We start from the raw sequence: 25,595 nt of genomic DNA on the forward strand, positions 1-25,595 counted from the left end.
TAGATGTAGCAGCTTCACGTTGTGCAGGACTGTATCCCTACAATATTTTAATATCATTAAAAAAGCAGTCGATAAAACCGATGTCCATGCATCCTGCCTCGTTCGAAAGAAGCAAAATGCCCGGAATCCGAGTCATCCACTGCATGCAAGGATAAATATGATGTTGGCTTTTCAAGCCCGATTTGCACAATAATAAAACACTAGCATTTATATAAGTTGAACTTAGAAGAAACTCCAGTCAAACTCCTTGGACAGACGCTCAAGCAAATGTACACCAGCCAAGCTGTTGCCTTTACGATTAAGTGCCGGGCCAACTACACCGATGCCGAACTGTCCCGGAACCAGCGTCAGTATTCCACCGGAAACACCACTTTTGGCGGGCAAACCGACCTCGATGGCAAATTCACCAGAAGCATTGTACATCCCGCAGGTAGTCATAAAGGTCTTGGCAATCTGCACATAACGACGGGGAATGAGTTCTTCGCCAGTAATTGGATCGGTCCCATCATGAGCGAGAACAAGCGCCATGCGAGCTAGGTCAGCACAGGTGACTTCAATAGAACAATGACGGAAATAAACAGCCAGCACATCTTCTACATCATCTTTGATCACACCGTTATGTTTGAGAAAATAGGCGAGAGAGCGGTTCAGATGGCCACTTTCCGATTCGGAACGAAAAACGTCCTCGTTATAACCCAGTCGTTCATTTTGAGACAACTTGCGGAAAAATTCGAGAATACGGCGGGACTTCTCTTCCTTACAGTCCCCACCTACAAGAGAGGATACGGTAATCGCACCCGCATTAATAAGAGGATTAAACGGAATACCTGGTTCAACCAGTTCCAGCTTGATCATGGAGTCGTAATCATCACCAGTTGGTTCTTTTCCTACGTTAAAGAAGACCGCTTCTTCCCCGTGATCCATCAGGGCCAGAATGAGGGTGAACACTTTGGAGATACTTTGCATCGTAAAAGGAACACCGCAATCCCCGGCGGACACATGGTTTCCCTCCGCGTCCATAATATGTATACCCAGATCATCCTGCGATGCTTTGACCAGCTCCGGAATATAGGAAGCTACTTTCCCCTGTCCCGTATGCAGTCGGCTGGTCTCCAGCCACTCGGGCAACAGGGCATTCAGTCGTTCCATCGTTGAATCACTCATATATCGTCTCCTCCACGTTTATCTTTGGAAGCATCTTGCACGAGATACCAGCTTGCAATACTACACAACGCTGTACTCATGTAAAATACTTTATACTCCTTATTCTATCCTATGCATTACCCTGTGGCACGTGAAGTTACACGAATTTCTACCGAAAAAAAAGTCGCTAGAGTAAGTTGGACTAGAAATTTCACACAGTCCACTCCGATGACAGAATAACCTTACAATCGCTGTTATCCCCAGATTTTTTTGGATACTCTTTTCCCAAATCATATTTCAGTCTTATTTCCTCGCTGGTTAACAAAATCTTCTGCTCTTTCAGCCATAAGCTCCGAATCAATATTGTTAATGCCAATTCTGGCCAGTTTGTGCACGACCTGACTCGCGGATTGTGCATTTTCAATAATGATGTTTACGGCTTCATCAGCATCATCGACAACGCGAATATAACGTTTGAATTCCTCTTCTGTCATATTTTTCGTACCGACAAAAAGTTGATAAAGCAAACCCATCACCGGCATGTGCAGCCTTCCATCCGGGGTTTCTGAATTTGTCCAGAACTGGCTGTCAAGAAACAGCATTGAAGTAATTGGAGCCTTATTATACGCGTCATTCTCACGGTAATAGACTTGAGCAGCGTCCTGGAATACTTCCTGGATTGTGCCTCCCCGCCCCTCCGAAAAAATGATACCGCATGAAGCCAGTGTAAGAAGCACATCTTCCCGTATGCTGTTGAGGAAGTATTTCGCAACGTGGGTAGCAAACGGAGTAAACGGCTCGTGGCCATAATGCCAGGTCGGCAGTGCCAAACTGCAATTGAGTGGGCTGAGTTGATCCTTGAGTTCATTTGCTATTTCCCATGCGGGAAGCATCCATTTATGGAGCTTACTTAACAATTCTTCATTAAAGCTCTGCCCATCTTTACCGATAATATCGCTCATGTTTTGCGGGAATTCAACGAACGGTTCCTCTTCCAAACGATTGATTGCAGATTCAAGGCACTCTGCAGACCGTCCAGCGTGAAGAGCACCAAGATGTGTTGCTTCCATACAACCAGGTCCACCGCCGCTAACGACAATAAAACCAGATTCTGATAGCTTCTGGGCAATTCGTGCTACTTTACGATATGTTTCGCTTCCACGTTTCTCCCGATGTCCTCCCATAATTGCAACAGGACGACGGCCTGCCTGTAACTCCGTTGCCAGAAATCCGTTCATTTCGCGTACAACGGATGTATCATGTACAGCCTCCATCATCGCAGCATAAGGATCTGAGACGGTTGTACCCCCTTGTTGATGAAAATATGTAAAACACCGGAAATCTGGCGTGACTAATAGACTCCGTGCATCATCCGCATTAAAACCCTTAAGCAACTCAAACGGAGTATAAAGCTTGTCATGAATGGGGTTAAACGGAGGATGTGTAATGAATTCCAATGATTTGATCATTGTGCTCTCCTTATAAAGGTTATTTAGGACCGCTCTATCTTATATAGATTGCACAGAAAAAAGCCGCTTTATAAGCGGCTCCAGCATTTAAATGAAACTATATACTTTATCTCTGTAATGGTTAAGAATAGCCGTTAAATCATTTTCAAGCACATGTTTGACCATGTACTTTCATGTGTATCTAACGTCTTTATCTGTTGGGACGCAGATTCAGCTCCAATATCTCCCCAGGCAAACCGTCGTAATCTCCCGTCCACGTCGATTCAAAGTTTTGTCTCAGCAAAATCTGACGGGATGCCGCATTGGAAGGATCAATAACGGCATATAGAACCTCAATGCCTGCGGCTTGAGCCTGAATAATCAAGCGGGACGCGATAGCTGTACCCTGACCTTTGCCCCAATGCTCCGGCAGAATCATATACCCCATCTCTGCCCGGCTTGGATTATCTTCATCCAGAATCAATTTGGCGTAGGCCACACCTGCATCATCCTGCGTGGTCACAAGGTAGTGCCCGCATATCGAACGAAGATTGTAATCCAGCATGGCATCGAACTGTGTTCTCGCTTCCGCCTCGGGGATCGCACGCTCGGTAATCTGCTTCATGACGTCCTCATTGGAAACGAGTGCATAATAATGTTCAAAGTCCGGTTCTGTGTATTTTACAAAGTTCATGAGTATGCCTCCTTGGGATAGATCATTTCAATGTCATCGTGTCGCATCCGTATATCATTTTATATCGCGTCATCGAGTACAGTTTTCCTTTGATTCACCTTGAGTATAACAGAAGCAAAGGTATCAATGCACATATCGGGATTCACGTTAGCATGGTTACGGTATGTACTACACTCGGCAGCGAGGCTTGGGGGATTTGTGAAGCTTTCGAAAAAGGTAAAAACGGCCTCATCCGAGACCGCTTGTCATTCATCTGATATGACGGGATAACGATAACTTAACTTGCCCGCGAAGACGGGTTGAACTGCATCTGTTTTTTATGGGAATCACGTGCCCGCAGGCTTGTACCTGGAGGTGTGATGATCAGTGCCATCAGCAGTGATACTGCACAGAGTACCGCAATGACGATAAAGGTAAGATGGAAACCACCCAGCAACGCGCTGATGAATGATCCGGCCAGAGCACCAAATCCGAACCCTTGGTAGATCACGCCGTAGTTTTTGCTTTGATTTTTCAAACCAAAGTAATCGGCCACAATCGCTGGGAACACGGTAATGTTACCACCAAAGCAGAAAGCAATCGCTGCCACACAAGCGAAGAAAATCCCAAAGTTTAGCGGCACCAGACTGAGCGTCATGACAGCCACGGCTGTAACAAGCAGCGCTCCGGCGATGACCTTCATCCGCCCTACTTTATCCGACAACGCACCTAGAATAATACGACCTGCCGTGTTAAAAATAGCGACCATCGCAACCGCATTTGCAGCCGTTGTCACGTTAAGACCTGCGAGCTGTACGCCAATGTCTTTGACAATGCCGATCAGATACAGACCGCTCATACATGCTGTGAAGAAAATACCGAAAAGCATATACGCCTCTTTAGTACGAAGCATTTCTTTAACTGTATATTCATGACGAACTTCTGCCGGTTTCGCTCCCTCTTTGACACTCGCCGAAGACTGTTCACGAACCACCGCTTCACGGATTAGGAATGATCCGGCAACAACCAGCACAAGAACGATCATCCCCCAATACATAAAGGCTTGGGCTGGGCCAACCGCACTAATCAGGGCGGAGTTCACATATTTGAACAATAGACTGCCGGTACCAAAAGCACCTACCGAAATACCCGAAATCAGACCTTTACGTTCAGGGAACCATTTGATCAGATTGGATAGAGAAGTGATATACGCTGTGCCGTCCGCAAAACCGACCACAAACCCAGCCAATAGGTACAGCAGCGTTAACGAGCTCACCTGAGAACTCAGAATGAGTCCAAGCCCCAGCACAATCCCGGCTACACGGATTAAACGCCGAAGACCCCAGCGCTCCTGCAAGCGACCTGCAAACAACGTAGCAAATGCCAAAGCAAAACTCGTAATCGAAAAAGTTATCGCGACCGAGCTGACGTCCCATCCGAAACGGTCAGACAATGGTTGATTAAATAAACTCCAAGTGTAAATGGTGCCGAGCCCCATTTGTACAATAATCGTACCCAATACAATAAGCCAGCGATTCATGGATAAAGATGATGTCGTTGTTGAATTAGATGCTGATGAAGCGGATGAAATAGCTGCTTTCATCGTAATCTCCCCTTTGCCGATGTCTGTGACATGTTGAACATTCTCTGTACCATTCAAACATACTTGAATGCGTTCACAAGACCATCATACATGAAAGGGGATTCATAGAGCCGTTTTGAGCATGAGTTGCATCAGAAGCGGAATGAAATGCCGTTATATGCGCATGAGTTGCCTGAATTCTTTGACTTTGCCACGACTGACGGGCACTTCGGCTTCCAGATCACGCAAACGAAGCAGATACGTATTATTAAACCAAGGCACAATCTCACGAATTTGGGCAAGGTTCACGAGATAGGAACGATGGCACCGGAAGAAGGCATCTTGCGGCAAGCGGCTGTGAAAATCGGAAATGCTCACCGGCATGGTGAACTCTCCATTTTTGGTATATACCTTGGTGACCTTCTCCTGAGCCTCCGCATAATAGATATCTGCCGAATCGGTAACAATGATGTTGTCGTTACGCAGCAAGTTGATCCGTGTTCCTGTCAGATTATCCGTAGTGTGGGTTGGAGAACTAGAAGATACCGCTCGTTGCTCCAGCCCTTGCTGTGCCTGCCGTGTGCCAGAGCGAACCTGATCTTCTCTTGTGTCATATCCTCGCTGAGCCCCATGATCATTGGCTGATAGATGTCCCTCGGCACGTCGATATGCCTGATTCTCCATCTGCATTCGGTTGTCCATGTTCTCCGTTTGCTCCTGATCCCGCTTGAAGGTCAGCTCCAGCTTGTGCAGCATGGCTGCGATCCGTTTCTCATCGTAGGGTTTCAAAATATAATCAAATGCTTCCAGTTCAAAAGCCTCAGCCGCATGCTCCTTATACGCTGTCGTAAATACGATGTAAGGTTTTCGAGCAAACTTGCCAATATGATGTGCCAGCATCATACCGTCCAGCGAAGGAATGTTAATATCGAGAAATAGAACATCCACTTCCTGCTCCTGCAAAAACTTAAGCACATCCAAGCCATCTTCCAAACAATCTACGACCTCGATCCGGCTATGCTCCTGAATCAGATAACTCAGTTCCTCGCTTGCCGGAATTTCATCTTCTACAATTAATGCTCTCATCCTTCTTTTGTCTAACCCATTCAACATGCCTTCATCTAACGCTCTCATCGCTTCATCACCTTGGTATGACATCTCCTTTGGGTACATCAAATAAAATATCTGTTCCTTGCTCTAGCCTTCTAATTGTCAGGCCTTGTCCGTAAATCAACTTCACACGCCGATGAACGTTATATAGCCCGATCTGATTGCCCGGCATGCGATCATGGTAGACTTTTTCAATAATATCCGCGCTGATGCCTGCCCCGGTATCACTAACGCTGATTCGCACAAAATCCAGATGATCCTGTACCCGAATTCTCACGGTTCCCGGGCCTTTAACCTTCAGGATGCCGTGTATAATCGCGTTTTCCACGAGCGGCTGAATGACCAGGCTTGGAATATGCACCGCCACTTCATCAATCTCATAGATCACCGTGAGTCTGCTGCCAAAGCGCGCTTTTTCAATCTCGACATAATTACGGACTTGCTCCAGCTCTTTATGAATATCAATTAACTCATCCGACAGCTCCAAGTTGTAACGCATGTAACCTGAAAGGTTAACAATCAATTCGCGCGCACGATCCGGCTTGGTGCGTATGGACGAAGCGATAGCGTTCAGCGCATTGAACAAAAAATGAGGATGAATCGTTGTCTGCAAAGCGCGCAGTTCAGCCTTGTTCGCCGCTGCCTTAATCTCCTCTACACGTGAAACCTCCATCTGCGTGGAGATAATCTGAGAAAGTCCCACAGCCATCGTTTGCAGCGGATACGTTATTTTGTAGGCTTTCCGATAATAAATTTTAAGTGCGCCCGTCACATCGCTTCGTTCTTTCAAGGGAATGATCAGCAGCGAGTGGATATCAGGGGTTTTCTCATCCGTTACATCGTTACTAATCATAATTTCCCCGCTGGAGATCGTCTTCTTGGTCATTTCACTAATAATTTCATTGCCAATGTGATACCGTTCCTCACCAAAACCAACATAAGCCAAAACATTCCGTGTATCGGTGATCGCTACCGCGTCCGCTTGGATATCCTCTTGAATGATTTTGCATATTTTGCGCAGGGAATCCTCATCAATCGAGCGGAAATACGGCAATGTTTTATTCGCAATCTCCAAAGCCAGTTTGGCCTGACGACCTGCAATTAACTCCTTTTCCCCTTCCACACTTTGCACCAATAGCACGATTAGCCCAATGTTCACCTCACCCAGAATCATCGGCAGTGCAATCTTCGAAACAATATCTGCTCCAAGCGGGTCAGGATAAGAATACAGCAAGATTAACAGCATCGTGAGCGCTTCAATGATCATGCCCGCCCCAATACCGATGATCCAGTGTTTCGATTTCGGGGTGTATTTGTGAATGTAACCTGACACCACCCCTGCAAGAATACTTGTGATCAGGCACGGAATCGCGGTTATGCCATCCATATCGATCAGATAACGGTGCACCCCGGACACAAGTCCTGTAATAATGCCCACCGGTGCTCCAAACAAGATTCCACCCGATAGAATCGCGATGATCCGTACATTAACAAGCGAGCCTTCAACGTTGATGCCTGTATATGTACCAAAGATGGCAAACGCACAGAATAACAAAGTTACCGCAGCATACTCCTGCCATCTTAACTTGCCCTTTTGCAAAATCTGCCTGAACCGCGGCACCCGCGATAGAAAAAACAAAAATATAATCAACAGCGCCGCCCGCTCAAACAGCCCCAGTAACATCGTAAACATTTCCAACCCATCTTCCTCCACATCTATCTGAAAAAATAGCAATAACAGCGCCAGATCACCCTCATGCATCCCGCACTGCGACATTGTACCTGTACTACTCGTATGCAACAGTTTACCCTCCCCCTTGGAGGAAAGCAAAGGATATCCTGTGAATATCAAAAATGCTTGCCATTCTACTCTTTGGTTCGCTTCTGCTATTTAGTCTTATATTCTATATCTTAAAATGGGTCTTCAGACGATCCAGCAATGCTGAACGGTCCACAGGACGAGTACTTCAGGTCGTTTTATGTATTTCAATTCTGGTACTAGCCATACAAGATTACATACTCGCAGAGCTTCCTCATAATGGAATAATCATCGCCACATTCATCGCAATGTGGTTTGCAACTATGGCCCCGGAGCGTGCACCCGTATCCAGTAAGGCCAAAGAGGTCAACCGAAAATCCGGTTGACCTCGTTCTACTGCATTTGGATCAGCTAACAATTGAAGTGAAAATTCGTCTTATAAAATAACTTGGTGTACAACTCCAGGCATGGCAATAACTATTGATTAGATTACTGCCATACGGAGAATATGTCTTGTCGTCGGGATTATATAGCTCCCAGAACGTATCTGCTCCATCCTTTACCATGCCGCCCCAGTATGTGCGAATCTGCGCCAAAGCCTCTTCTTTTTGTCCACACTGTAGCAGCGACTCCACATAATGATGCATCATATAAGGCGTGTTCATTTGAATTGCTTCGTTATGCTTCATCAGTCGTTGCAACAATGGCCACGCCGCGTCTGCATCTATCACTTCAGCAAGAATCATCCAGACCTGCGATGCCCACGAAACCTGACGCTCCTTACCACTAATGAAGAAACCTTGTTCCTCATCCCATAAATATTGAAGGGCAGCCTGCTCCGCCTGCTGAACCTGCAGCTCAATTTGCTTCTCCTCCACGGACAGACCCAGTTCTCGGGCAATCCATTGCCCTCTTTTCATGCCATAGATCAGTATCGCCTGCGCACCTGCCTGTTTGTTCAACTGCTCATGCCAATCGAGGAAGCAATACCATGTGTCATCATCCTGCACAATGCCGCGTTCATCCAGCCTTTTCAAGGCAATGTCGATCTGCTCTTTGGCAACAGGCCACAACACCTCCAGTGTCTCTCGATCCTTCGTTGCCTCGTAATAGTCCCATAATGTAGTGATGAAAAATAGGGCATAGTCATACAAGTAGATATCATCTACATAAGGCTCCGGTTTTTCGTACAGACACGCACCTACCTGCCCACCTTCCAGCCTGGCTCCGGCAAATAGATATAAACAGCGCTTCACCAGATCATTACAGCCAAATGTCTCATAATTGACCAAGGCTTGCAAACGCAGATCGCCAATCCACAACCTTCGATCCCGCTTCGGTCCATCCTCAAATACCGTTTGCATACAATCCCGAAGAGTACGAATGGATACTAGATCAAGCTGGGCCAGTTCCTCATCGATATTTTCCGGTAATGGTGATACAGCATCCATCGATGCGGAAGTCACCGTTGTACAATAGATATCCTTGATTTGAATATCATACCGAATCGATGTTTCCAGTACTTCAATCTTCAGATAACGAAAGGCATATCGACGGTTCAACGTAACTGTGCCCGGCAACACATCCACATTAAACACCTCATCCTGCAACCATGAACGACTAAGCCAACCCTCATATGTGGAAAAGTCTTCCGCAACCTCACATGGCATCTCGCCAAATGTTAATTTTAATCTCAAAGGTGCATCTGCATTGCTTCGGACATTCAGTAGTGACAACGTTACATAGCCAACGAGATGCTGGCCAAAATCCAGTGTTATCTCGTCTCCCTTGCGCAGCGTTTGCTCAGACAAAACCGAAGCCGGGCCTATCGTCTCCATCCGCCAACCTTGAAATGCCTGTGAATCTGACATGGAACGAACGATCTGCTCCGGATATACCGTTTGCTCGTGGAGCTTTGGAATCCATTGTTGCGCTTGATCCATCCATGATGCGTTTATGATATGTTCACCCATCCTGCGTTCACTTATAATCTTTTCACTCATGCCAGGTTCTCCTCCTTAACCTTTAACTGCACCAACCGTCATACCGCCAACAAAGTATTTTTGTAAAAATAAAAAGACCAGCAGTAGCGGCAGTGCACACAGAAAGCAAGCTGCGAACAATACATTCCATTGTGTCGGGTTTTGCTGATCCCCCATAAATCCAAGCATCGCCAGAGGTAAAGGTGATTGTCCGGCTCCGGAAATAAAAATCATATTAAAAAAGTAATCGTTCCAGATCCATACTCCCTGCGTAATAATAACGGACACCGTGACTGGAATAAGCAGCGGAAAAACAACCGTCCAGAAACGCTGGAATAATCCGGCGCCATCCATATGTGCAGCTTCTTCTACCTCTTCAGGTACACCACTGCGAATAAATCCGGTATAAAGAAAGGTAGAAAACGGCAAGCTGCAGGTTATAAACATAAAGATCGGAGTATACTGGTTCGTCGGAATATGAAGCGCATTAATCATCTGTACAATAGGGATCAACACCATCTGAGCAGGCACCACGAGCCCGGACAGAAAAAACAAATACATAAACTTGCTGAGCTTTGTTTTCAGCCGAGCCATTGGATATGAAGCCATCGCCGCGAACAGAACAACAAAGATGACCGATACTCCAGTTAACACAACGCTGTTCCATAAGGCATCCAGAAAATGCATACGCTCGAAGGCAGCTGTATAACTTGCCAGAGACATACCTTGAAACAGGACAAGCGGATTGGTGTTATCTTTCGGATCCCGCAGTGAAGTCGAAAAAGCAATGATCAGTGGAATCAGATTCAGCGCCATAATCAGAATGACAGCGAGCTGGGTAAACCCTTTTCCCATCCATTTACGAGAAGTCATGCCGACACCTCCCGCTTGTTCATTTTCAGTACAAATACTGCCGTAATAACGATAATTACTGCAAAGGATACGACACCAAGCGCAGAAGCCTTGCCAAAGAGCTGCTCGGTAAATGCCATTTTATAGATCGAAAAGATTAACGTATTCGTCGCTGTACCCGGACCGCCATTGGTCATGATAAACGGAAAGTCAAACGCTTTAAGCCCATTGATCAAGCTAAGGGTTACATTAATGGTAATAGCCGTTGCCAGAAGAGGTATTTTCACATGTCGCAACAACCGCCAAGGACCACATCCGTCGATCCGACCAGCTTCTAACAGATCATTCGGAACGGTTTGCAGACCGGCTAGGAAAATAATCATCGTAGTCCCGATGGTTTTCCAGATTTCCACAAAGATGATGGAATACAAGGCTGTTGAGTAATCACCGAGGAAATTCAGTTCATTGGCAATACCCAGTTTATTCAAAAAAGAAGAGATCAGCCCGTAATCCGGCATGTACACGTAACTCCAGAGAAATCCCACAACGATTGCGCTGAATAACGTAGGAATATAAGCCAAAGAACGGTAGATTCCGGTTCCTCTTATTTTCATATTTAATAGCAAGGCCATCGCCAAACCAATTAGATTACCCACGACAACCGTAACAAACGTATAAATCAGTGTGTTTTTCAACGATACGCCGAGAACATCCCCGCGAAACAAATCTTGGTAATTGTCCAATCCAATATAGCTATACGCCTGAGCATATCCGTTATAGTCCGTTATACTGTACTGGAATAATCGCAGAATCGGGAAAATCCAGAACGTCAGGTAAAAAAGTAATGCAGGCACAGCAAACCAGTACATAGACTTTTTCATGACAGTCGAGTTCATCTTGCTCCATCCTCTCCAATCCTAGAAGACTGTAAGCCAGAGCAGTAGCTGAAATGCCCTTCCCTGGCAACAGACAGATCGTTTAATTCTAGTTTTTCCACAGCTCTCTAAATTTTCTTTCCATCGCAGCCGCGACCTCTTCAGGTGTTGTCTTTTGTCCAGCGATAACTTCTGCGAATTTGGCTTGCATGACATCCGATACTCCCGCAGGCCACATCTGATTGCTAAAATATACGGAGTTGCCTGTTTGCTGATAGTTGTCATTCACTTCCTTGAACAATTCCTTCTCTAATGTCACTCCCTTGTACACACTGATGGAACTGTTGGAAGCCACAAAAGCTTTGAATAATTCTGACTGTCCGTCAAACAGATAATTCAGCACTTGCTTCGCTGCATCCAGATTGGCTGATTTCGCATTGAGTGCATAACCTGCCGATGTTGCAGCAGATACATATACTGGTTTGCCAGAATCATTGCCTGGAAGGGAAGAGAATCCGCGAGTGAAATCGGCTGCACCTTTGGATGTCATGGAAGCGTAATCCCATGTGCCGGTCAATGTCATCGCTGCTTTGCCATCAATGAACAGCTGCGCAGATTGTGCACTGCCAATACCCAGTGAGTTTTTCACCACGTAACCTTTGTCGTACAGCTCTTTATACCTTGAGATCGTTTCAACCCACTTTGGATCAGTCAATGATTTCTCACCTTTTTGCAGCTTTACATCAAAGTCCATATCATCCGGGTATACCGTATTTGCGGCGATCTGGTACATTCCAAATTGGATCACCCAAGGATCTTTATCTCCCATAGCAATCGGTGTAATTCCTGCCTCTTTCAGCTTCTGGCACAATTCAAGAAAGGAAGGCCAGTCTTTCGGAAATTCGGAGTAACCGACCTGTTGTAGCAGTTCCTTATTGTAATAAGCCCCCAGAAATGCAATACCACCCGATACGCCGTAGGGCTTGCCGTCTATAGACATATCATCCTTCGCACCTTGAGTGATGTTATCCCAGAACTTCAAATCAGACAAATCAGCGGCAAACCCGGCTTTGGCAAAATCAACGACTCCACCTGCTGAATTTTTCGGAAAAATCCAGAAAATATCCGGTCCCTGTCCAGCTGCCAGTTTCGTTCGTACCGAGGTATTGTACTGGTCATCAGGAAGCTTCTGAACCTCAAGCGTGATGTCTGGGAACTTTTCTTTGACTAAACGAGGCAACGTTTCGAGTTCGAAGTCCTCCCCTTCCGACGCCTTGTTTCCTGAGAGCATCATCGTCAAGGTTATCGGTTTGGCAGAATCATTCGCTCCCCCACTACTGTCGGAACTTCCCTGTTCCTGACTTGCAGAACTACATGCGCTAAGGAACGTCATTAGCAGCACTAAAGTCAAAGGCCACAGTTGTTTTCTATTTTTCATCTTGTCATTCCCCCGATTCATGTTTATTCTTGCTTTGTGCACATTTTCATCATACGGCCTTCATCAGTACATTTACTTTAGCTTGTGTGGTGCACTATTTTTAGAATTGACATTCGCAGGGGGAGCACGTATGATTCTGTTCAACATCAAAACTAAACTATTTCTGATCCTCGTTCTTGTGTCGATCATACCTATTATCGTTGTATCCCTGAGTTCCTATCGAAGTTATACGAAGCTGGTGAATGAGCAGACTTCACTGATCACATCCACAACGATTGGCAATTCGGTCAAGAGCATGGAAGAGATTTTGCAAAATATTGATCGAATTTCGGTCACTCTTCTTCAGCAGTCTTCTAATGCAACCGCTTACAGCACGGTTAGTGATGAATTAACGAAGCTTAAAAATACGAATGATCAGTACGAAATTTTTATGATACGCAGCAAGCTCAAGCTGATCTTTGAAAACATTTTGCTCGGATACAATTACATTAATGGTCTGTATCTCTTCACACCGGATGGAAAATGGATTAGTTATGGAAGCAGTGGCACAGATCTGCGTTTAGACTACGTTGCTCTTCAGGATCAATGGTATCTCGACACCATTCAGCGCAAAGGCGATTTATATGTTGGTGAGGTGGGCGTTAAACCTTATATTATAAATGCTAAGCAGTCGATCAGTTTCTCCAGAGCCCTTTACGATCCGAACAATCATGAGTTTCTCGGCGTATTCATGCTGGATTGCGGTATGAACATTTTTGATGGACTGAAACGCAATCCTGCGCCTAGTCTATCCAACCTGTACTTGGCTGACGATCAGGGAAAAATACTCTACTCCACGGAAAGAGATCAGATCGGCCACCCGCTTCCTGCCAGCTTTAATGCGGCAATGGAGCAAGTGAACAGTAGCTCACAGTATAAAACTATTCAGGATAAGATCATGACCGTTATGCAAAAGGTGCCTGGACATAACTGGAATGTGATTGCCAACATTTCTCTTGAACGACTCTACGAGCAGTACAACATCTCACAAAAGCTATTTTTGTATGTTGCTGTAAGCTGTGCTCTCATCTTTCTGCTATTATCCTTTTTCTTGTCCAATCTGATTACCAAGCCAATCATTGAATTAACCAAAATGATGCGTAAGACCAAATCACATCAGTTTGTGAAAATCAGACCGCAAAAAAGCAAACATGTGGATGAAATCGGAATCCTCTATCATGAATTCAATAAAATGATGAAGGATATTGATACCCATATTCGAGAGAGCTATCAAAATAAAATCCTGACACTCGATTCACAGATGAAAGCACTCGAAGCACAGATCAATTCTCACTTCTTATACAATACTCTGGAGTCAATCAACAGTATTGCAGAGATTGAAGAGGTCGAAAGCATTGTCGTTATGACCAAGTCACTCGGCGATATGTTCCGCTACAGCATCAAAACAGATAGTGAGCGCGTCACCATCAACGAAGAGCTGCAACATGTTGAAAATTATATGGCCATCCAGCAAATCAGGTATGGTGATAAAATCAACTTTGAGCTTTACGTAGAGCCTAAGATCCAAAACCGCTATATGTTGAAACTGCTGTTGCAACCGCTCGTGGAAAATGCAATTTATCACGGCCTGGAGAACAAACGTGGCAACGGCACAATTTTGATTACCGGCAAAGTTCAAGATGAACGAATCATCTTTGAAGTATGCGATGACGGCGTAGGCATTCCACCCGAACAGGCAGATGAGCTGAGGCAGATGCTATCACAGCCGCCGGAATTCATTTCTGTCGGTCAAAGGCTCAAGCAGAGCATTGGCATCAAAAACGTACATTCACGAATTGTTCTGTATTATGGAGACGGGTACGGGTTGACTTTTCACAGTGAGGTTGATCGAGGAACCCGAATTATCGTAGAGATTCCAAGTCTTTGAGAGTAGAGGTGAACGCTATGTATACGTTTATCGTTGTGGATGACGAACATTTGATTCGTAAAGGTCTGTTAAAAAAACTGGAGGCATCGGAGCATAAGTTGACGCTGCTTGGTGAAGCTGACAATGGAGCCGATGCATTGGAATTGATCGAATCCTCTAGTCCTGATATTGTCTTCACCGATATGCGTATGCCCGAGATGGATGGGCAATGGTTGATTCGAACGGTGAGTCAGCGTTTTCCTCATATCAAACTGATTGTGATTAGTGGCCATACTGATTTTGATTATATGCAGGAGGCCATCTCGGCCAAGGTAGTCAACTACCTGCTTAAACCATTTAGCCGGGACGAAGTTCAACGTGCCTTGCAACAAGCGATTCTAACACTTGAACAGGAGCGCTCGCTGAAACAAGAGGTTGTTCAACTGACTGTAGAGACAGAACAAATGAAAATCGATGCTGACCAGCAAACTTTTCTCCATGTTGTGCTGAGTCCACATCTGCCCGCGAAGCGCCCTGTATTCCGTTCCCGCGAATTCGCGGTCCTTCTGGAAGCCGAGCTACTCCTGTTTATGATGATCTATAGTCCTAAACCCTGCATCGTAGAGCATCTTCCTTCTTTTCCGCAAAGTCTCTATATCCCGCATCCCCAATCAGAACAACTTGTTTTTCTGATGATGTATAATCAGGCTGGCACAGTTACTGAACTGCAGAAACATGCCGTCCTATATACGGAGCGTATCCTTGCAGAAACAACAACAACCGAATGTTGTATCGGAATCAGTCTTCCTCTATCCAATGTAAGTCGTATTCGTGATGCTCACCATCAAAGCATTCTGGCTCTCGATCAACGTTCCATTACCGATTTCGGTAAGTGTTACACCTATACAGAGGAGAACAGCACGTTGTCTTCCTTGCGCTGGAACCGGTCGCATGAATTGCTGTTTTCCATTGAAAGCGGTAGTGTATCCAAAGTTCAGGAGTTAATCGCTGATTTCTTTGCTTTCTTTCTCCAGCAGCCTGATGCATTACTTGCACACTTGAAAGAGCAATGCCGGGACATCGTGGCTGAAACGAAACGATTGTTGCAACATTATTTGCAAAGCGGTAGCAGCGGCAACGGAAATGCTTCCTCCAGTCTCGAAGCCGTGCTTGACATTTCATTTGATATGGAATCCATTCGTCAGTATATGGACAAGGTGTTGACAGGGACAGCACTACTGCTTCAAGAATATAATCCTTATCGATCCGATCAGGTTATCGACAACGTCAGGAAATATATCGATATTCATTATGCCAAAAATTTAACGCTGGAATGGGTCTCCTCCCTTTTTTACCTCAATCCAAGCTATCTCAGCTATCTGTTTAAAGAAAAACACGGCGAGAACTTCACAGATTACGTTAACCGCCTGCGTATCGAGCAAGCAAAGCGCGCCTTAACCTTGACCGAGGATAAAGTCTATCGTATTGCCAAGCAGCTCGGTTACGATAATCCAAAATACTTCTTCCGCGTATTCAAAAAAGTGACCGGACTGACACCCGAGGAATTCCGGAAACAGTACAAAGTTAGAACCACTCCAAATTCTAACGATCTCAGATAAGCTTATTTGGGCTAAATAGAGTCTTCTGAAATTGTAACGATCACCAGAGAGCTTATTGTAGGAAAAACAGAAGAAACAAGTGCATTTTAGCGCATACGACTCAAATAAGCTCTCCTGTGATCGTTAGAAAATGAAAAGGTGTGATATACCCTAAATAGCGTCTCTGGTGATCGTTAGAAAAACCAAGCTCCCTTGTGCCCTCTCAGCATCTTAAACATTTCCAATCTAACTTCCTCCACATTCTATCTAAAAATAACAGAGCCCGATAACCGTCACACATCTCGCATCAGGTACTGTGACGTTATGTCTACTTTACTTGATGTTGCAGTCTCCCTTTCCAATTGGAGGAAAGCAAAGGTTACCCTCTGTCAAAATTCAAAAAAAGGCATTTCATCAAGTCACACATGACTGATGAAACACCCTTCTTTACATTACTCTTTACATGACCATTCCACTTGAATGTAAAGTAGCCTTTCAAAAGAATGTTCGTTTACACATTAACCGAGAGGACAGAAATAGCCTAAAGAAGTGGAGCGTTCGCCTTTATCACCGGATTTCACCCTTATAGAGGGTAATTCACAAAAAATTCGGGGATAACAGCACTCGGAAGATGGTACTGCACTCGGAATGCCCCATGTAAACCCCCGTCTTTTTTGAAGTAACACCATCACATTCAACTTTACCTGAACATGCCCCACAGCTTAATCAAATGGAACGTATTGTTCGGATCAATCTTCTGCGCGATGACAAAATTGACAAACTGCTCTTCCTGTGCAGGTGAGAAGTTCTCATTCATAATGACTGCCGACGATTTGATCAGCCTGCGGACCTTCGCCTTATCCTGCAAATCTGCCTTGGTCACGCCATCAATCAGCTTTTTAATCCGCTCTTTGACCGCAGGATTTTTCATCTTTAGTTTGATCCGCTCGACCAGCTGCGGACTGATTCCATATTGTTGGTAACCCAAAACGTACAGCACCTCCCAAAAAATGAACTCACTTCTTATTCATATGTCGGGAGGGCTTGGTCACTTGTCACTTTTTACAAAACATGCTTTCAAACAAATCTAGTACATCTAAATTAAGCTTTGAAGTAACACATTCAGGTTTAGCATTTACTTTACGCTTCACTTTACGATATCACGTTATGATTTCAGGTTACTCATCTCATTACGCATTCAGGCCACGTATCTCAATTACGCAACCTTACGCTTCCAAACTGCTTGTCCACATTCCACATCCAGCGCTTAATCTATCAGATCGCCCTTGAACACCTGCTGTTGCTGAAGAAAATCACGTAGTGGTGTATAGTCAACTGAAGTCCAGAACGTAGCATCCGCAATCAGTGCGGATACATCATCCCGCGCCTGCTCCAGTACAGCAAAATCCGCCACCATATCGGCCAGTCGGAATTCAGGCAATCCGCTCTGTTTGGTGCCAAAGAAATCACCCGGCCCCCGGAGATCCAAATCACGCCGTGATACCTCGAATCCATCCTCGGTTTCGGTCATGACCTTCATCCGTTCCTGCCCAACCTCTGTCTTAGGATCAGCGATCAGTACACAATAGGATGCATGCGCACCACGTCCAACGCGACCCCGGAGCTGATGCAGCTGGGACAAACCAAAACGGTCTGCGTCCATAATCACCATCAGTGTGGCGTTAGGCACATCGACCCCCACTTCTACAACCGTGGTAGACACCAGCAACTGAATGTCATTGCTGTAGAATTCGCGCATCATTTCTTCTTTTTCCGCAGCCGTCATTCGCCCATGGAGCAGTCCTACTTTGTATTTCGGGAAATTTTGCTGCATCTGCACATGCAAATCAATCGCATTCTGCACATCCAGCTTTTCCGACTCTTCGATCAGCGGGCAAATCAGATAAGCCTGACGCCCCTGGTCTACCTCTCTCGAAATAAAACCAAGCACTCGCTCCATCATGTCATGCTTCACCCAATACGTGGATATCGGAATCCGTCCCTTCGGCCGCTCCGATATCGTCGATACCTCGATATCACCAAAAGCCGTAATCGCAAGTGTCCGGGGAATCGGCGTAGCGGTCATCGTTAATACGTCAGGATTATAGCCTTTACGTCTCAAAACGCTGCGCTGATTCACCCCGAAGCGATGCTGCTCGTCCGTAACCACAAGGCCCAGCTCCCGGAAAAAAACATCTTCCTGAATCAGGGCGTGTGTACCCACAACAATATCCAGCATCCCCATCTGCAATGAGGCGATCAAGTCCTTACGTTTGCGCCCGTTTACACTGCCCGTTAGCAGACCCACCGTCACGCCAAAAGGCTCAAACAGCTTCTGCAAAGAGCGCATATGCTGCTCTGCCAGAATCTCAGTCGGCACCATAAGTGCTCCTTGAAAACCGGAGCGCACCGTCGTATAAAGTGCAATGGCTGCAATCACCGTTTTACCAGAACCTACGTCACCTTGCAGCAATCGATTCATCGCATAGGGTGAACGCATGTCATGTAATATTTCAAGTTCCACCTTCTTCTGCGCATCCGTCAACTCAAACGGCAGGCTACGTACAAACTCTCGAATCGTCGTATTGTCCGTCGTATGTACCATGCCATCCATTCGGTTTCGATTTAACGCACGAAACGCCTGCATTTTAAGTTGGAACAAAAACAACTCCTCATAGACCATGCGCTGTCTGGCCCGCTGACCTTCCTGATTGTCTTGCGGACGATGAATGCCCGCAATAGCCTGCTTGCGTGGCATCAGATTATATTTTTTAATCAATGCTTGTGGCAAAATCTCGGGGATCATCTCACCGTACTGAACTAATCCCTGATTAATCGTCTTACGCATCCACTGCTGCGTGACCTTACCCGTGACGGAATAGACAGGCTGCAGTGTACCTGAACGTCCATCCCCTTTATCCGGAAATTCCGAATCAGATACGGTAAGCTGCATACGCTTTTGTTCCCATTTCCCTGTAAGCACAATTTCCCGGTTGGGCGTAAGCTGGTCTTTGAGAAAATGGCGGTTAAACCACGTTGCCGTAATCATCCACTCTTCCGTCATAATCTTGCAAGTCAGACGAGACTTTTTGCCGTAACGTTGCAACACTGGAACACCCATAACCTGACCTTGCACCGTGATTTTGTCTCCGTCCTTCACCTCGCTAAGCGAACGCAGACGATAATCTTCATAACGAAACGGATAATACTCCAGCAAGTCTTTCACACTAGAGATGCCAAAGGCGTGAAGCTCTCCCTCTTTGAGAGCACTCACGCCGTTAATTTGCTTGACTGATATTTCTTCCAAATTCATATCTAATCCCTCATTCCGGAACAGGCCACATAAAGATAGCAATAACACCGGGTCCGACATGACTACCGATAACGGCACCGATATTCGTATAAATCACTTCATTCAGTGTAAAATGACCTCGCAACTGTTCCGCACAAGCCACTGCTGACGCGGGATCGGCCGTATGACCTACAGCCAGGTTGACTCGCTTCCCAGCCAGATCCTTCTGAAACAGTTCAATAATACGTGCCATGGCCTTTTTATGACCTCTGACTTTCTCTACGGCGTAGATTACGCCTTCTTCATCGATAGATAGGATCGGTTTGATGTTTAGCAGCGTTCCCAAGATCGCTGAGGCCTTGCCAATCCGTCCGCCTTTCTGCAAATACTCCAGCGTATCCACCAGAAAAAACAGCTTGCGGGACTGCTGCATCGCCTGAGCGGCAGCTGCAATCTCCGCTACAGACTTGCCTTGTTCTGCAAGCTCGGCAGCATGCACAACCATTAAACCATACCCGTAGGAAGCCGATTTTGAATCAATGACCGTAAGATCGGCTTCGCGTTCCAGAAGCGACTTGCCGAGCATCGCCGATTGATACGTACCACTCATGCCTGAAGACAAGTGTATAGATACGATAGGTCTGTCCGGGTTTTCGTCCAGCAAACGCTGGTACACGTTCATAAAATCGGTAGGAGAAGGCTGTGAAGTGGTAGGCAGGACTGCGCTCTGCCTTAACTTGTCGTAAAACTGCTCCGACGTCAGCTCCACTCCATCCGCATAGTTTTCTTCCCCGAACAACACACGCAAGGGAACCACATGTATACCGTATTTACGAACCAGTTCCTCAGGAATATCCGCCGTACTGTCCGTTACAATCGCAACCTTGTGGCTCACAGGCTCTCCTCCTCTTCACATCAAGTGCTATCGTGCTTGTTTAACAAGTCATTCGTTCAGCGTCTAGAATCGATAGTGATTGGCTTGTGAAACAACCGCAATTAGGACTCTACCGAGAACAGATAATAGTAAACCGGCTGTCCTCCCTGATGTACCTCGACTTCAGCATCAGGATACTGTTCTTCCAACCAGGATACAAGAGAAGCCGTAATTTCAGCGTCAGCCTCTTCTCCTTCAAGAACCGTTACCACTTCATCGCCGCTCTCCATCATCTGTCCAAGCAGACCCTCACAAGCATGAAGCATGCTCTCATCTGTCGCAACAATTTTGGAGTTATAAATACCGATATAATTACCCGCTTTGATATCCAGTTCATCATACTGTGTATCCCGAACGGCATGTGTCACTTGTCCAGACTGCACCCGGCTAATGGCTTCCAGCATCTGTTCACGATTCGTTTCTGCAGACTCATCCTCCTGGAAAGCAAATGCCGCTGCCATCCCTTGTGGAATGGTCTTGCTTGGAATAACCGTAATCCGGCGCTCATTCTCCAGCAATTCACGAGCCTGTTCTGCTGCAAGCACGATGTTGGAGTTATTCGGCAAAATAAAGATTTGATCCGCCGCAATCGAACGAACGGCTTTTACAAAATCTTCTGTGCTTGGGTTCATCGTCTGACCACCAGACATCACCACATCTACACCCAGACTTTTGAAAATTTCCGCAATGCCGTCACCGGAAGAAACCGCAATAAAGCCATAAGGTGCCATTTCATCAGCCGGAAGCACCGCTTCTTCCAATGTGCTTGTCTTCTCTTGCGGAATTTCAGCAAAGAGATCAGGTGAAGCTGCGATATCCATGCCCGCGCTCAGCAGGTCCCGGTGCTGTTCACGCATATTCAGAATATGAATTTGTGTAATCTCTCCATATTTCAAAGCCAGATTCAATACATCACCAGGTGTCTTGGAATGCACATGAACCTTGATCACTTCATCGTCTGCAATGATGATGATCGAATCTCCATTTTTTGACAACGCTTTCCGGAACAACTCTTCATCAAATGCTGCTCCTGCATTCTCGCCAAGCTCACGATTGATGAAAAACTCCATGTCGTACAGGAATTCAATATCTTCTGTTTCCAATCTGGCCTGAGCTGATAAGGGCATCTCAGGCGTAATTACCTGTGCTGCCTTCGTTGCAACTGGTTCTATTGCAGGCGTTTTCACCGTTGCCGCTACTGAAGAAGCAGACTCCTTTTGCATGGAGACAAGTGAACTACCGTCCGTTTTCAATAGCACTTCCATAAATCCTTCGTAAATATATACAAGACCCTGACCACCCGAATCCACCACACCAACCTGCTTTAAAACAGGCAGCATCTCTGGAGTCATCGCCAGTGCTTCTTTTGCTTTTAATAGAACTTCATTCATTAATTCAGTGATATCATTCGTCCGTCTTGCATAGTAGCTGGCATGTTTAGCCGCTTCTTTCGCTACGGTAAGAATGGTTCCCTCCACAGGTTTAACTACAGCTTTGTATGCTGCGTCAACACCATTTTGCAGGGCGGCTGCGAATTGAATCGTATTCAATTCTTCATAAGGAGCTGCTGAACGGCTGAATCCACGGAACAACTGGGATAAAATAACCCCTGAATTTCCGCGCGCACCCATAAGCAAGCCCTTGGATAATATTGCAGCAGCTTCTCCGATGGAAGCAGAACTCTTTCTTTTGATCTCTGCAACACCAGCAGTCATTGTCAAATTCATATTTGTTCCCGTGTCACCATCCGGCACAGGGAAAACATTCAGGGAATTGACATGTTCTGCGTGCTGCCCTAGTTGTTCCGCTCCGGCGAGAACCATTGCGGTGAAATCTGTTCCATTTAAAGAACGTATACTCAAGTGAGAATTCCCCTTCCTAGCTTGATACACGAACAACTTGCACCAAGAATCAATTTGGTCTGTTCATGCGCTAACGCGGCTGCGTTATTCTTCGTCCATACCTTGTCCGGCACAGGCATACAATACAACATGTCAGCCGGATTAACGGTCTGGGCGGCCGGGCTACCAATTCCTGCATTCTCTGCAACCCGTTGTGAGGGCATAGGGATATGCACCGGTATCAGAAGCCGACATGAATGCCGCATGGAGACTGGTGCCAATGATGGAATGCCGCATCTCACAGCGTTGCCAAAAAAGCAAACCTCCAACCTCTACGTACGGTTTTTTCTCCGGCTTCCCGCGGCAACAGCCTGTTCATGGCTGTACTATGGACTATTCAACATTGTACTATATTAGACAAGAGAAATAAATAAAGTTTTTGGATCAGTTGACGAAGCTTTTTTGATTATGATATTATATTTAAGTATTGTTTTATGCAGGTTAAGTAATGGAAATGATCCGGCCACGCCGGCTTGAACAACCCATTAGCTACTGAAGCCTGGTCTTTAGGATCAGGAAAGAACAATTAAGTCCTTATGGAATGACGTTTGTCTCTCCCAAAGGCACTGGTTATTTTAGGATAGGAGGTGTAATCTATGTCTCGCAAATGTTATGTGACAGGTAAGAAACCGGGCACCGGTAACCACGTATCCCACGCTAACAACCGTAACCGTCGTTCTTGGGGCGTAAACGTTCAGAAGGTTCGTATTCTCGTGAACGGCAAACCAAAACGTGTATACGTAAGCACCCGTGCACTGAAAGCCGGTAAAGTGACTCGCGTATAATCACGCAAAGCTACTATAAATCGGGTAAGCAAAAAGCACCTTGTTCCTTGCAGGTGCTTTTTTGGTGTTCAAAAAAAGCACATGTCCCACACACAGGAATGGCCGCCGCATGGCACATCATACAGATCTGGTTCTCCAGATGAGCGTGGAGCCAAAACGGCGGTATTCGACTAACTGTGCTGTTAATCAGATCAGTTCTTTTGAAACGTATTCAGGATCGCCTTTACAAACCCTCCCAAAAACTTCGGCAGTTTGAATGTGTAAAATTTCATACTTCACCCTCCCCATCATGCTCATGCATCCGCCGTATCCTATGCTTCAGGCCTTTTTCACCCAAACACGACAAAAAAGGCTACATGAGAAACCTGCTCATGTAACCATATTTATGCGGAACCTGCTGTCCCTATTCCACAATGACAAGCCTGAGATCAGCCCATTTACGTTTGAGTAGGGATGTACTGATAAACAGCGATCATAAAAACACTCATGAGATAATACAGTATGCTGAAAATGACAAAAGTAATCCGATGTCCCTTCCGATCAAACTTTCGGAAATACATGATAACTACAGCAACCCCAATTAACGACGTGAGCGCATTGAATGGAGCCTGGAGAACTGAAAACAGTGCAAGCACCAGGCCCGTAATCATGCTCCCCGCCATTGTCAGCAACGTCTCTTTGAAAGTCATGAATTAACCCTCGTAACTGCTACGAATCTCGGCAATTGCAGCGGCGCGGTCTTCTCGTCCGAATACAGCACTGCCCGCGACCAGAACGTCGGCGCCTGCTTCCACAACGAGTGGAGCTGTATCTGCAGCAATACCGCCGTCTACCTCGATATGTACGTCATGACGCCCTCTCTCGTTCAGCCATGTGCGAATTTGCCTGATTTTGTTCATCGTACCGGAAATAAATGCTTGTCCGCCAAAACCAGGATTCACAGTCATGACAAGAACCATATCTACATCATCCAATACTTCCTGAATGGCACTTGCTGGAGTGCCAGGATTAAGAGCAACCCCGGCCATAATTCCCTGCTCTTTAATGAGATGAATGACACGGTGCAGATGCACGCACGCCTCAGCATGAACTGTAATCACCGCTGCGCCGGCTTTAGCGAACTCTTCCACGTACCGTTCCGGATTCTCAATCATCAGATGAACGTCAAGCGGCAGCGTTGTATGAGGTGCAATGGCCTTTACAATAGCAGGACCGAGTGTAATATTAGGGACGAAGTGCCCGTCCATAACGTCAACATGAATCCAATCTCCACCTGCCGCTTGTGCTTCGGCAACCTCTGCACCCAGCTTGGCAAAGTCAGCTGATAATATCGATGGGGCAATTTTAATCATATTAATACCTCCGCTTTTTATCTTTCATTTCAGTCAGAAACTGCTCATAATGCTGATATCGACTTTCAGAGATCAGACCTTCCTCCTTGGCCGCCAGCACCTTGCAGCCTGGTTCATGCGTATGCGTACATCCACGGAACTTGCACTGGTCAGCAAACTGGGCAAACTCACGGAAGCAAGTGGATAATTCCTCCACGCCAATCTCCAAAAAGTCCAGCTGGCTGAATCCTGGTGTATCCGCGACAAATCCGCCATTATCGAGTGGAATGAGTTCCACATGTCTGGTTGTATGTTTCCCGCGCCCAAGACGCATGCTGATTGCACTCGTCTCCAGGGTAAGTCCTGGCATCAGTGCGTTTAGCATGGAAGACTTGCCAACACCGGATTGACCAGAGAATACGCTGATCTTGCCCGCGAGGCGTTCTCTGAGCAACTCACTGCCTTCTCCAGTTCGAGAACTGGTCGATATTACCTCATAACCAATCTGCTCATACATCGCCTTCACTTCAGCCACGATGTCACGGTCCTCAGCTTCTGGATCAATCAGATCCTGTTTCGTCAGCACGATAAGGGCATCAAGTCCAGCCTGCTCGATGTGCACGAGAAACTTATCCAGCAGATTCAGATTCATATCAGGCTCTTTGACCGAAAACAGCAGAACAGCCAAGCTTACGTTTGCCACCGGCGGACGAATTAACTCGGTCTCTCGCTTGTGGATCTCATCAACGGTTCCTTCTCCATTCTCCGTGAGCATGTAACTCACACGATCGCCAACAAGCGGAGAAGTACCTCTTTTCCGAAAAATGCCTCTGGCTCTGCATTGAACGGCGGAACCTTCAACCGAAGGAACCCCGTTGTCTTCCACTGGCATGACATAGTAGTAACCACTTAATGCTTTAACGATGATACCTTCTGGCACAGCTCCGTCGCCCTCCTTCAGATTAAATTATATTCTTTCCTTACGC

22 protein-coding genes are annotated in these 25,595 nt (G+C 46.1%); 3 read left to right on the forward strand and 19 right to left on the reverse strand.

The features are described 5' to 3' along the window. Positions 1–222: 222 nt before the first annotated feature. From glsA to EC604_RS00920, 10 genes are all read right to left on the reverse strand, one after another. On the reverse strand, positions 223–1,164 hold the full coding sequence (gene glsA / locus EC604_RS00870) for a glutaminase A (protein WP_123062340.1): 942 nt from the start codon (positions 1,162–1,164) through the stop codon (positions 223–225). 269 nt (positions 1,165–1,433) lie between these two features. Continuing rightward, positions 1,434–2,612: an LOG family protein gene (locus tag EC604_RS00875; protein ID WP_123062341.1), complete on the reverse strand. Its 1,179-nt coding sequence runs from the start codon at positions 2,610–2,612 to the stop codon at positions 1,434–1,436. 190 nt (positions 2,613–2,802) lie between these two features. Next, a complete protein-coding gene (locus tag EC604_RS00880) occupies positions 2,803–3,285 on the reverse strand; it encodes a GNAT family N-acetyltransferase (RefSeq protein ID WP_123062342.1) in 483 nt (160 codons plus the stop codon). 277 nt (positions 3,286–3,562) lie between these two features. Next, entirely contained in the window at positions 3,563–4,867 is a 1,305-nt protein-coding gene (locus EC604_RS00885; protein ID WP_430538723.1) for an L-lactate MFS transporter, read from the reverse strand. Between the two features lie 153 nt (positions 4,868–5,020). After that, on the reverse strand, positions 5,021–5,932 hold the full coding sequence (locus tag EC604_RS00890) for a LytR/AlgR family response regulator transcription factor (RefSeq protein WP_123062829.1): 912 nt from the start codon (positions 5,930–5,932) through the stop codon (positions 5,021–5,023). A gap of 55 nt (positions 5,933–5,987) precedes the next feature. After that, positions 5,988–7,640, reverse strand: coding sequence for a sensor histidine kinase (locus EC604_RS00895; protein WP_123062830.1), 1,653 nt, complete (start codon positions 7,638–7,640; stop codon positions 5,988–5,990). A gap of 482 nt (positions 7,641–8,122) precedes the next feature. Beyond that, on the reverse strand, positions 8,123–9,718 hold the full coding sequence (locus EC604_RS00905; protein ID WP_240036593.1) for a sugar hydrolase: 1,596 nt from the start codon (positions 9,716–9,718) through the stop codon (positions 8,123–8,125). A gap of 15 nt (positions 9,719–9,733) precedes the next feature. Further along, entirely contained in the window at positions 9,734–10,570 is an 837-nt protein-coding gene (locus tag EC604_RS00910; protein ID WP_123062344.1) for a carbohydrate ABC transporter permease, read from the reverse strand. Next, a complete protein-coding gene (locus tag EC604_RS00915) occupies positions 10,567–11,445 on the reverse strand; it encodes a carbohydrate ABC transporter permease (protein WP_123062345.1) in 879 nt (292 codons plus the stop codon). The genes EC604_RS00910 and EC604_RS00915 overlap by 4 nt, the downstream gene beginning before the upstream one ends. Before the next feature lie 88 nt (positions 11,446–11,533). After that, positions 11,534–12,862, reverse strand: coding sequence for an ABC transporter substrate-binding protein (locus tag EC604_RS00920; RefSeq protein ID WP_123062346.1), 1,329 nt, complete (start codon positions 12,860–12,862; stop codon positions 11,534–11,536). Positions 12,863–12,992: 130 nt separating this feature from the next. Here EC604_RS00920 and EC604_RS00925 point away from each other — a divergent pair, with 130 nt between their 5' ends. Beyond that, positions 12,993–14,789 carry a sensor histidine kinase gene (locus EC604_RS00925; RefSeq protein WP_123062347.1) on the forward strand — a complete coding sequence of 599 codons (1,797 nt, stop codon included), beginning with the start codon at positions 12,993–12,995 and terminating at the stop codon, positions 14,787–14,789. A gap of 17 nt (positions 14,790–14,806) precedes the next feature. Continuing rightward, entirely contained in the window at positions 14,807–16,387 is a 1,581-nt protein-coding gene (locus tag EC604_RS00930) for a response regulator transcription factor (protein WP_123062348.1), read from the forward strand. A 679-nt stretch (positions 16,388–17,066) separates the two neighbouring features. On the opposite strand, the gene EC604_RS00935 is transcribed toward EC604_RS00930, so the two are convergent. The 5 genes from EC604_RS00935 to EC604_RS00955 all read right to left on the reverse strand — a co-directional run bounded on the left by EC604_RS00935 (position 17,067) and on the right by EC604_RS00955 (position 22,657). Continuing rightward, a complete protein-coding gene (locus tag EC604_RS00935; protein ID WP_123062349.1) occupies positions 17,067–17,354 on the reverse strand; it encodes a stage VI sporulation protein F in 288 nt (95 codons plus the stop codon). A 279-nt stretch (positions 17,355–17,633) separates the two neighbouring features. Beyond that, positions 17,634–19,679 (reverse strand): ATP-dependent DNA helicase RecG, encoded by a 2,046-nt coding sequence (recG, locus tag EC604_RS00940; RefSeq protein ID WP_123062350.1) that lies wholly within the window; start codon positions 19,677–19,679, stop codon positions 17,634–17,636. A 10-nt stretch (positions 19,680–19,689) separates the two neighbouring features. Further along, positions 19,690–20,553 carry a DegV family protein gene (locus EC604_RS00945; RefSeq protein WP_123062351.1) on the reverse strand — a complete coding sequence of 288 codons (864 nt, stop codon included), beginning with the start codon at positions 20,551–20,553 and terminating at the stop codon, positions 19,690–19,692. Between the two features lie 101 nt (positions 20,554–20,654). Then, positions 20,655–22,454, reverse strand: coding sequence for a DAK2 domain-containing protein (locus EC604_RS00950; RefSeq protein WP_123062352.1), 1,800 nt, complete (start codon positions 22,452–22,454; stop codon positions 20,655–20,657). Then, a complete protein-coding gene (locus EC604_RS00955; RefSeq protein ID WP_123062353.1) occupies positions 22,451–22,657 on the reverse strand; it encodes a hypothetical protein in 207 nt (68 codons plus the stop codon). The genes EC604_RS00950 and EC604_RS00955 overlap by 4 nt, the downstream gene beginning before the upstream one ends. Positions 22,658–23,089: 432 nt before the next feature. Between EC604_RS00955 and rpmB the strand changes: the two genes are divergently transcribed. Beyond that, on the forward strand, positions 23,090–23,278 hold the full coding sequence (rpmB, locus tag EC604_RS00960; RefSeq protein ID WP_024631107.1) for a 50S ribosomal protein L28: 189 nt from the start codon (positions 23,090–23,092) through the stop codon (positions 23,276–23,278). A 191-nt stretch (positions 23,279–23,469) separates the two neighbouring features. On the opposite strand, the gene spoVM is transcribed toward rpmB, so the two are convergent. The 4 genes from spoVM to rsgA all read right to left on the reverse strand — a co-directional run bounded on the left by spoVM (position 23,470) and on the right by rsgA (position 25,549). Next, positions 23,470–23,550 carry a stage V sporulation protein SpoVM gene (gene spoVM, locus EC604_RS00965; protein ID WP_019424875.1) on the reverse strand — a complete coding sequence of 27 codons (81 nt, stop codon included), beginning with the start codon at positions 23,548–23,550 and terminating at the stop codon, positions 23,470–23,472. Positions 23,551–23,715: 165 nt separating this feature from the next. Next, positions 23,716–23,967 (reverse strand): hypothetical protein, encoded by a 252-nt coding sequence (locus tag EC604_RS00970; RefSeq protein WP_090923633.1) that lies wholly within the window; start codon positions 23,965–23,967, stop codon positions 23,716–23,718. A gap of 3 nt (positions 23,968–23,970) precedes the next feature. After that, positions 23,971–24,630, reverse strand: a complete 660-nt coding sequence (gene rpe / locus EC604_RS00975; RefSeq protein ID WP_123062354.1) for a ribulose-phosphate 3-epimerase — start codon at positions 24,628–24,630, stop codon at positions 23,971–23,973. A gap of 1 nt (position 24,631) precedes the next feature. Then, entirely contained in the window at positions 24,632–25,549 is a 918-nt protein-coding gene (gene rsgA / locus EC604_RS00980; protein WP_123062355.1) for a ribosome small subunit-dependent GTPase A, read from the reverse strand. Between the last annotated feature and the right edge of the window lie 46 nt (positions 25,550–25,595).

This window comes from Paenibacillus amylolyticus (assembly GCF_003719335.1).
Lineage (GTDB): Bacteria > Bacillota > Bacilli > Paenibacillales > Paenibacillaceae > Paenibacillus > Paenibacillus amylolyticus_D.

Coding starts and splice junctions, on each gene's coding strand:
- glsA (WP_123062340.1), bottom strand. CDS start 1,164: ATGAGTGATTCAACGATGGAACGACTGAATGCCCTGTTGCCCGAGTGG.
- EC604_RS00875 (WP_123062341.1), bottom strand. CDS start 2,612: ATGATCAAATCATTGGAATTCATTACACATCCTCCGTTTAACCCCATT.
- EC604_RS00880 (WP_123062342.1), bottom strand. CDS start 3,285: ATGAACTTTGTAAAATACACAGAACCGGACTTTGAACATTATTATGCA.
- EC604_RS00885 (WP_430538723.1), bottom strand. CDS start 4,867: ATGAAAGCAGCTATTTCATCCGCTTCATCAGCATCTAATTCAACAACG.
- EC604_RS00890 (WP_123062829.1), bottom strand. CDS start 5,932: ATGAGAGCATTAATTGTAGAAGATGAAATTCCGGCAAGCGAGGAACTG.
- EC604_RS00895 (WP_123062830.1), bottom strand. CDS start 7,640: ATGTTACTGGGGCTGTTTGAGCGGGCGGCGCTGTTGATTATATTTTTG.
- EC604_RS00905 (WP_240036593.1), bottom strand. CDS start 9,718: ATGAGTGAAAAGATTATAAGTGAACGCAGGATGGGTGAACATATCATA.
- EC604_RS00910 (WP_123062344.1), bottom strand. CDS start 10,570: ATGACTTCTCGTAAATGGATGGGAAAAGGGTTTACCCAGCTCGCTGTC.
- EC604_RS00915 (WP_123062345.1), bottom strand. CDS start 11,445: ATGAACTCGACTGTCATGAAAAAGTCTATGTACTGGTTTGCTGTGCCT.
- EC604_RS00920 (WP_123062346.1), bottom strand. CDS start 12,862: ATGAAAAATAGAAAACAACTGTGGCCTTTGACTTTAGTGCTGCTAATG.
- EC604_RS00925 (WP_123062347.1), top strand. CDS start 12,993: ATGATTCTGTTCAACATCAAAACTAAACTATTTCTGATCCTCGTTCTT.
- EC604_RS00930 (WP_123062348.1), top strand. CDS start 14,807: ATGTATACGTTTATCGTTGTGGATGACGAACATTTGATTCGTAAAGGT.
- recG (WP_123062350.1), bottom strand. CDS start 19,679: ATGAATTTGGAAGAAATATCAGTCAAGCAAATTAACGGCGTGAGTGCT.
- EC604_RS00955 (WP_123062353.1), bottom strand. CDS start 22,657: ATGCCCTCACAACGGGTTGCAGAGAATGCAGGAATTGGTAGCCCGGCC.
- rpmB (WP_024631107.1), top strand. CDS start 23,090: ATGTCTCGCAAATGTTATGTGACAGGTAAGAAACCGGGCACCGGTAAC.
- spoVM (WP_019424875.1), bottom strand. CDS start 23,550: ATGAAATTTTACACATTCAAACTGCCGAAGTTTTTGGGAGGGTTTGTA.
- EC604_RS00970 (WP_090923633.1), bottom strand. CDS start 23,967: ATGACTTTCAAAGAGACGTTGCTGACAATGGCGGGGAGCATGATTACG.
- rpe (WP_123062354.1), bottom strand. CDS start 24,630: ATGATTAAAATTGCCCCATCGATATTATCAGCTGACTTTGCCAAGCTG.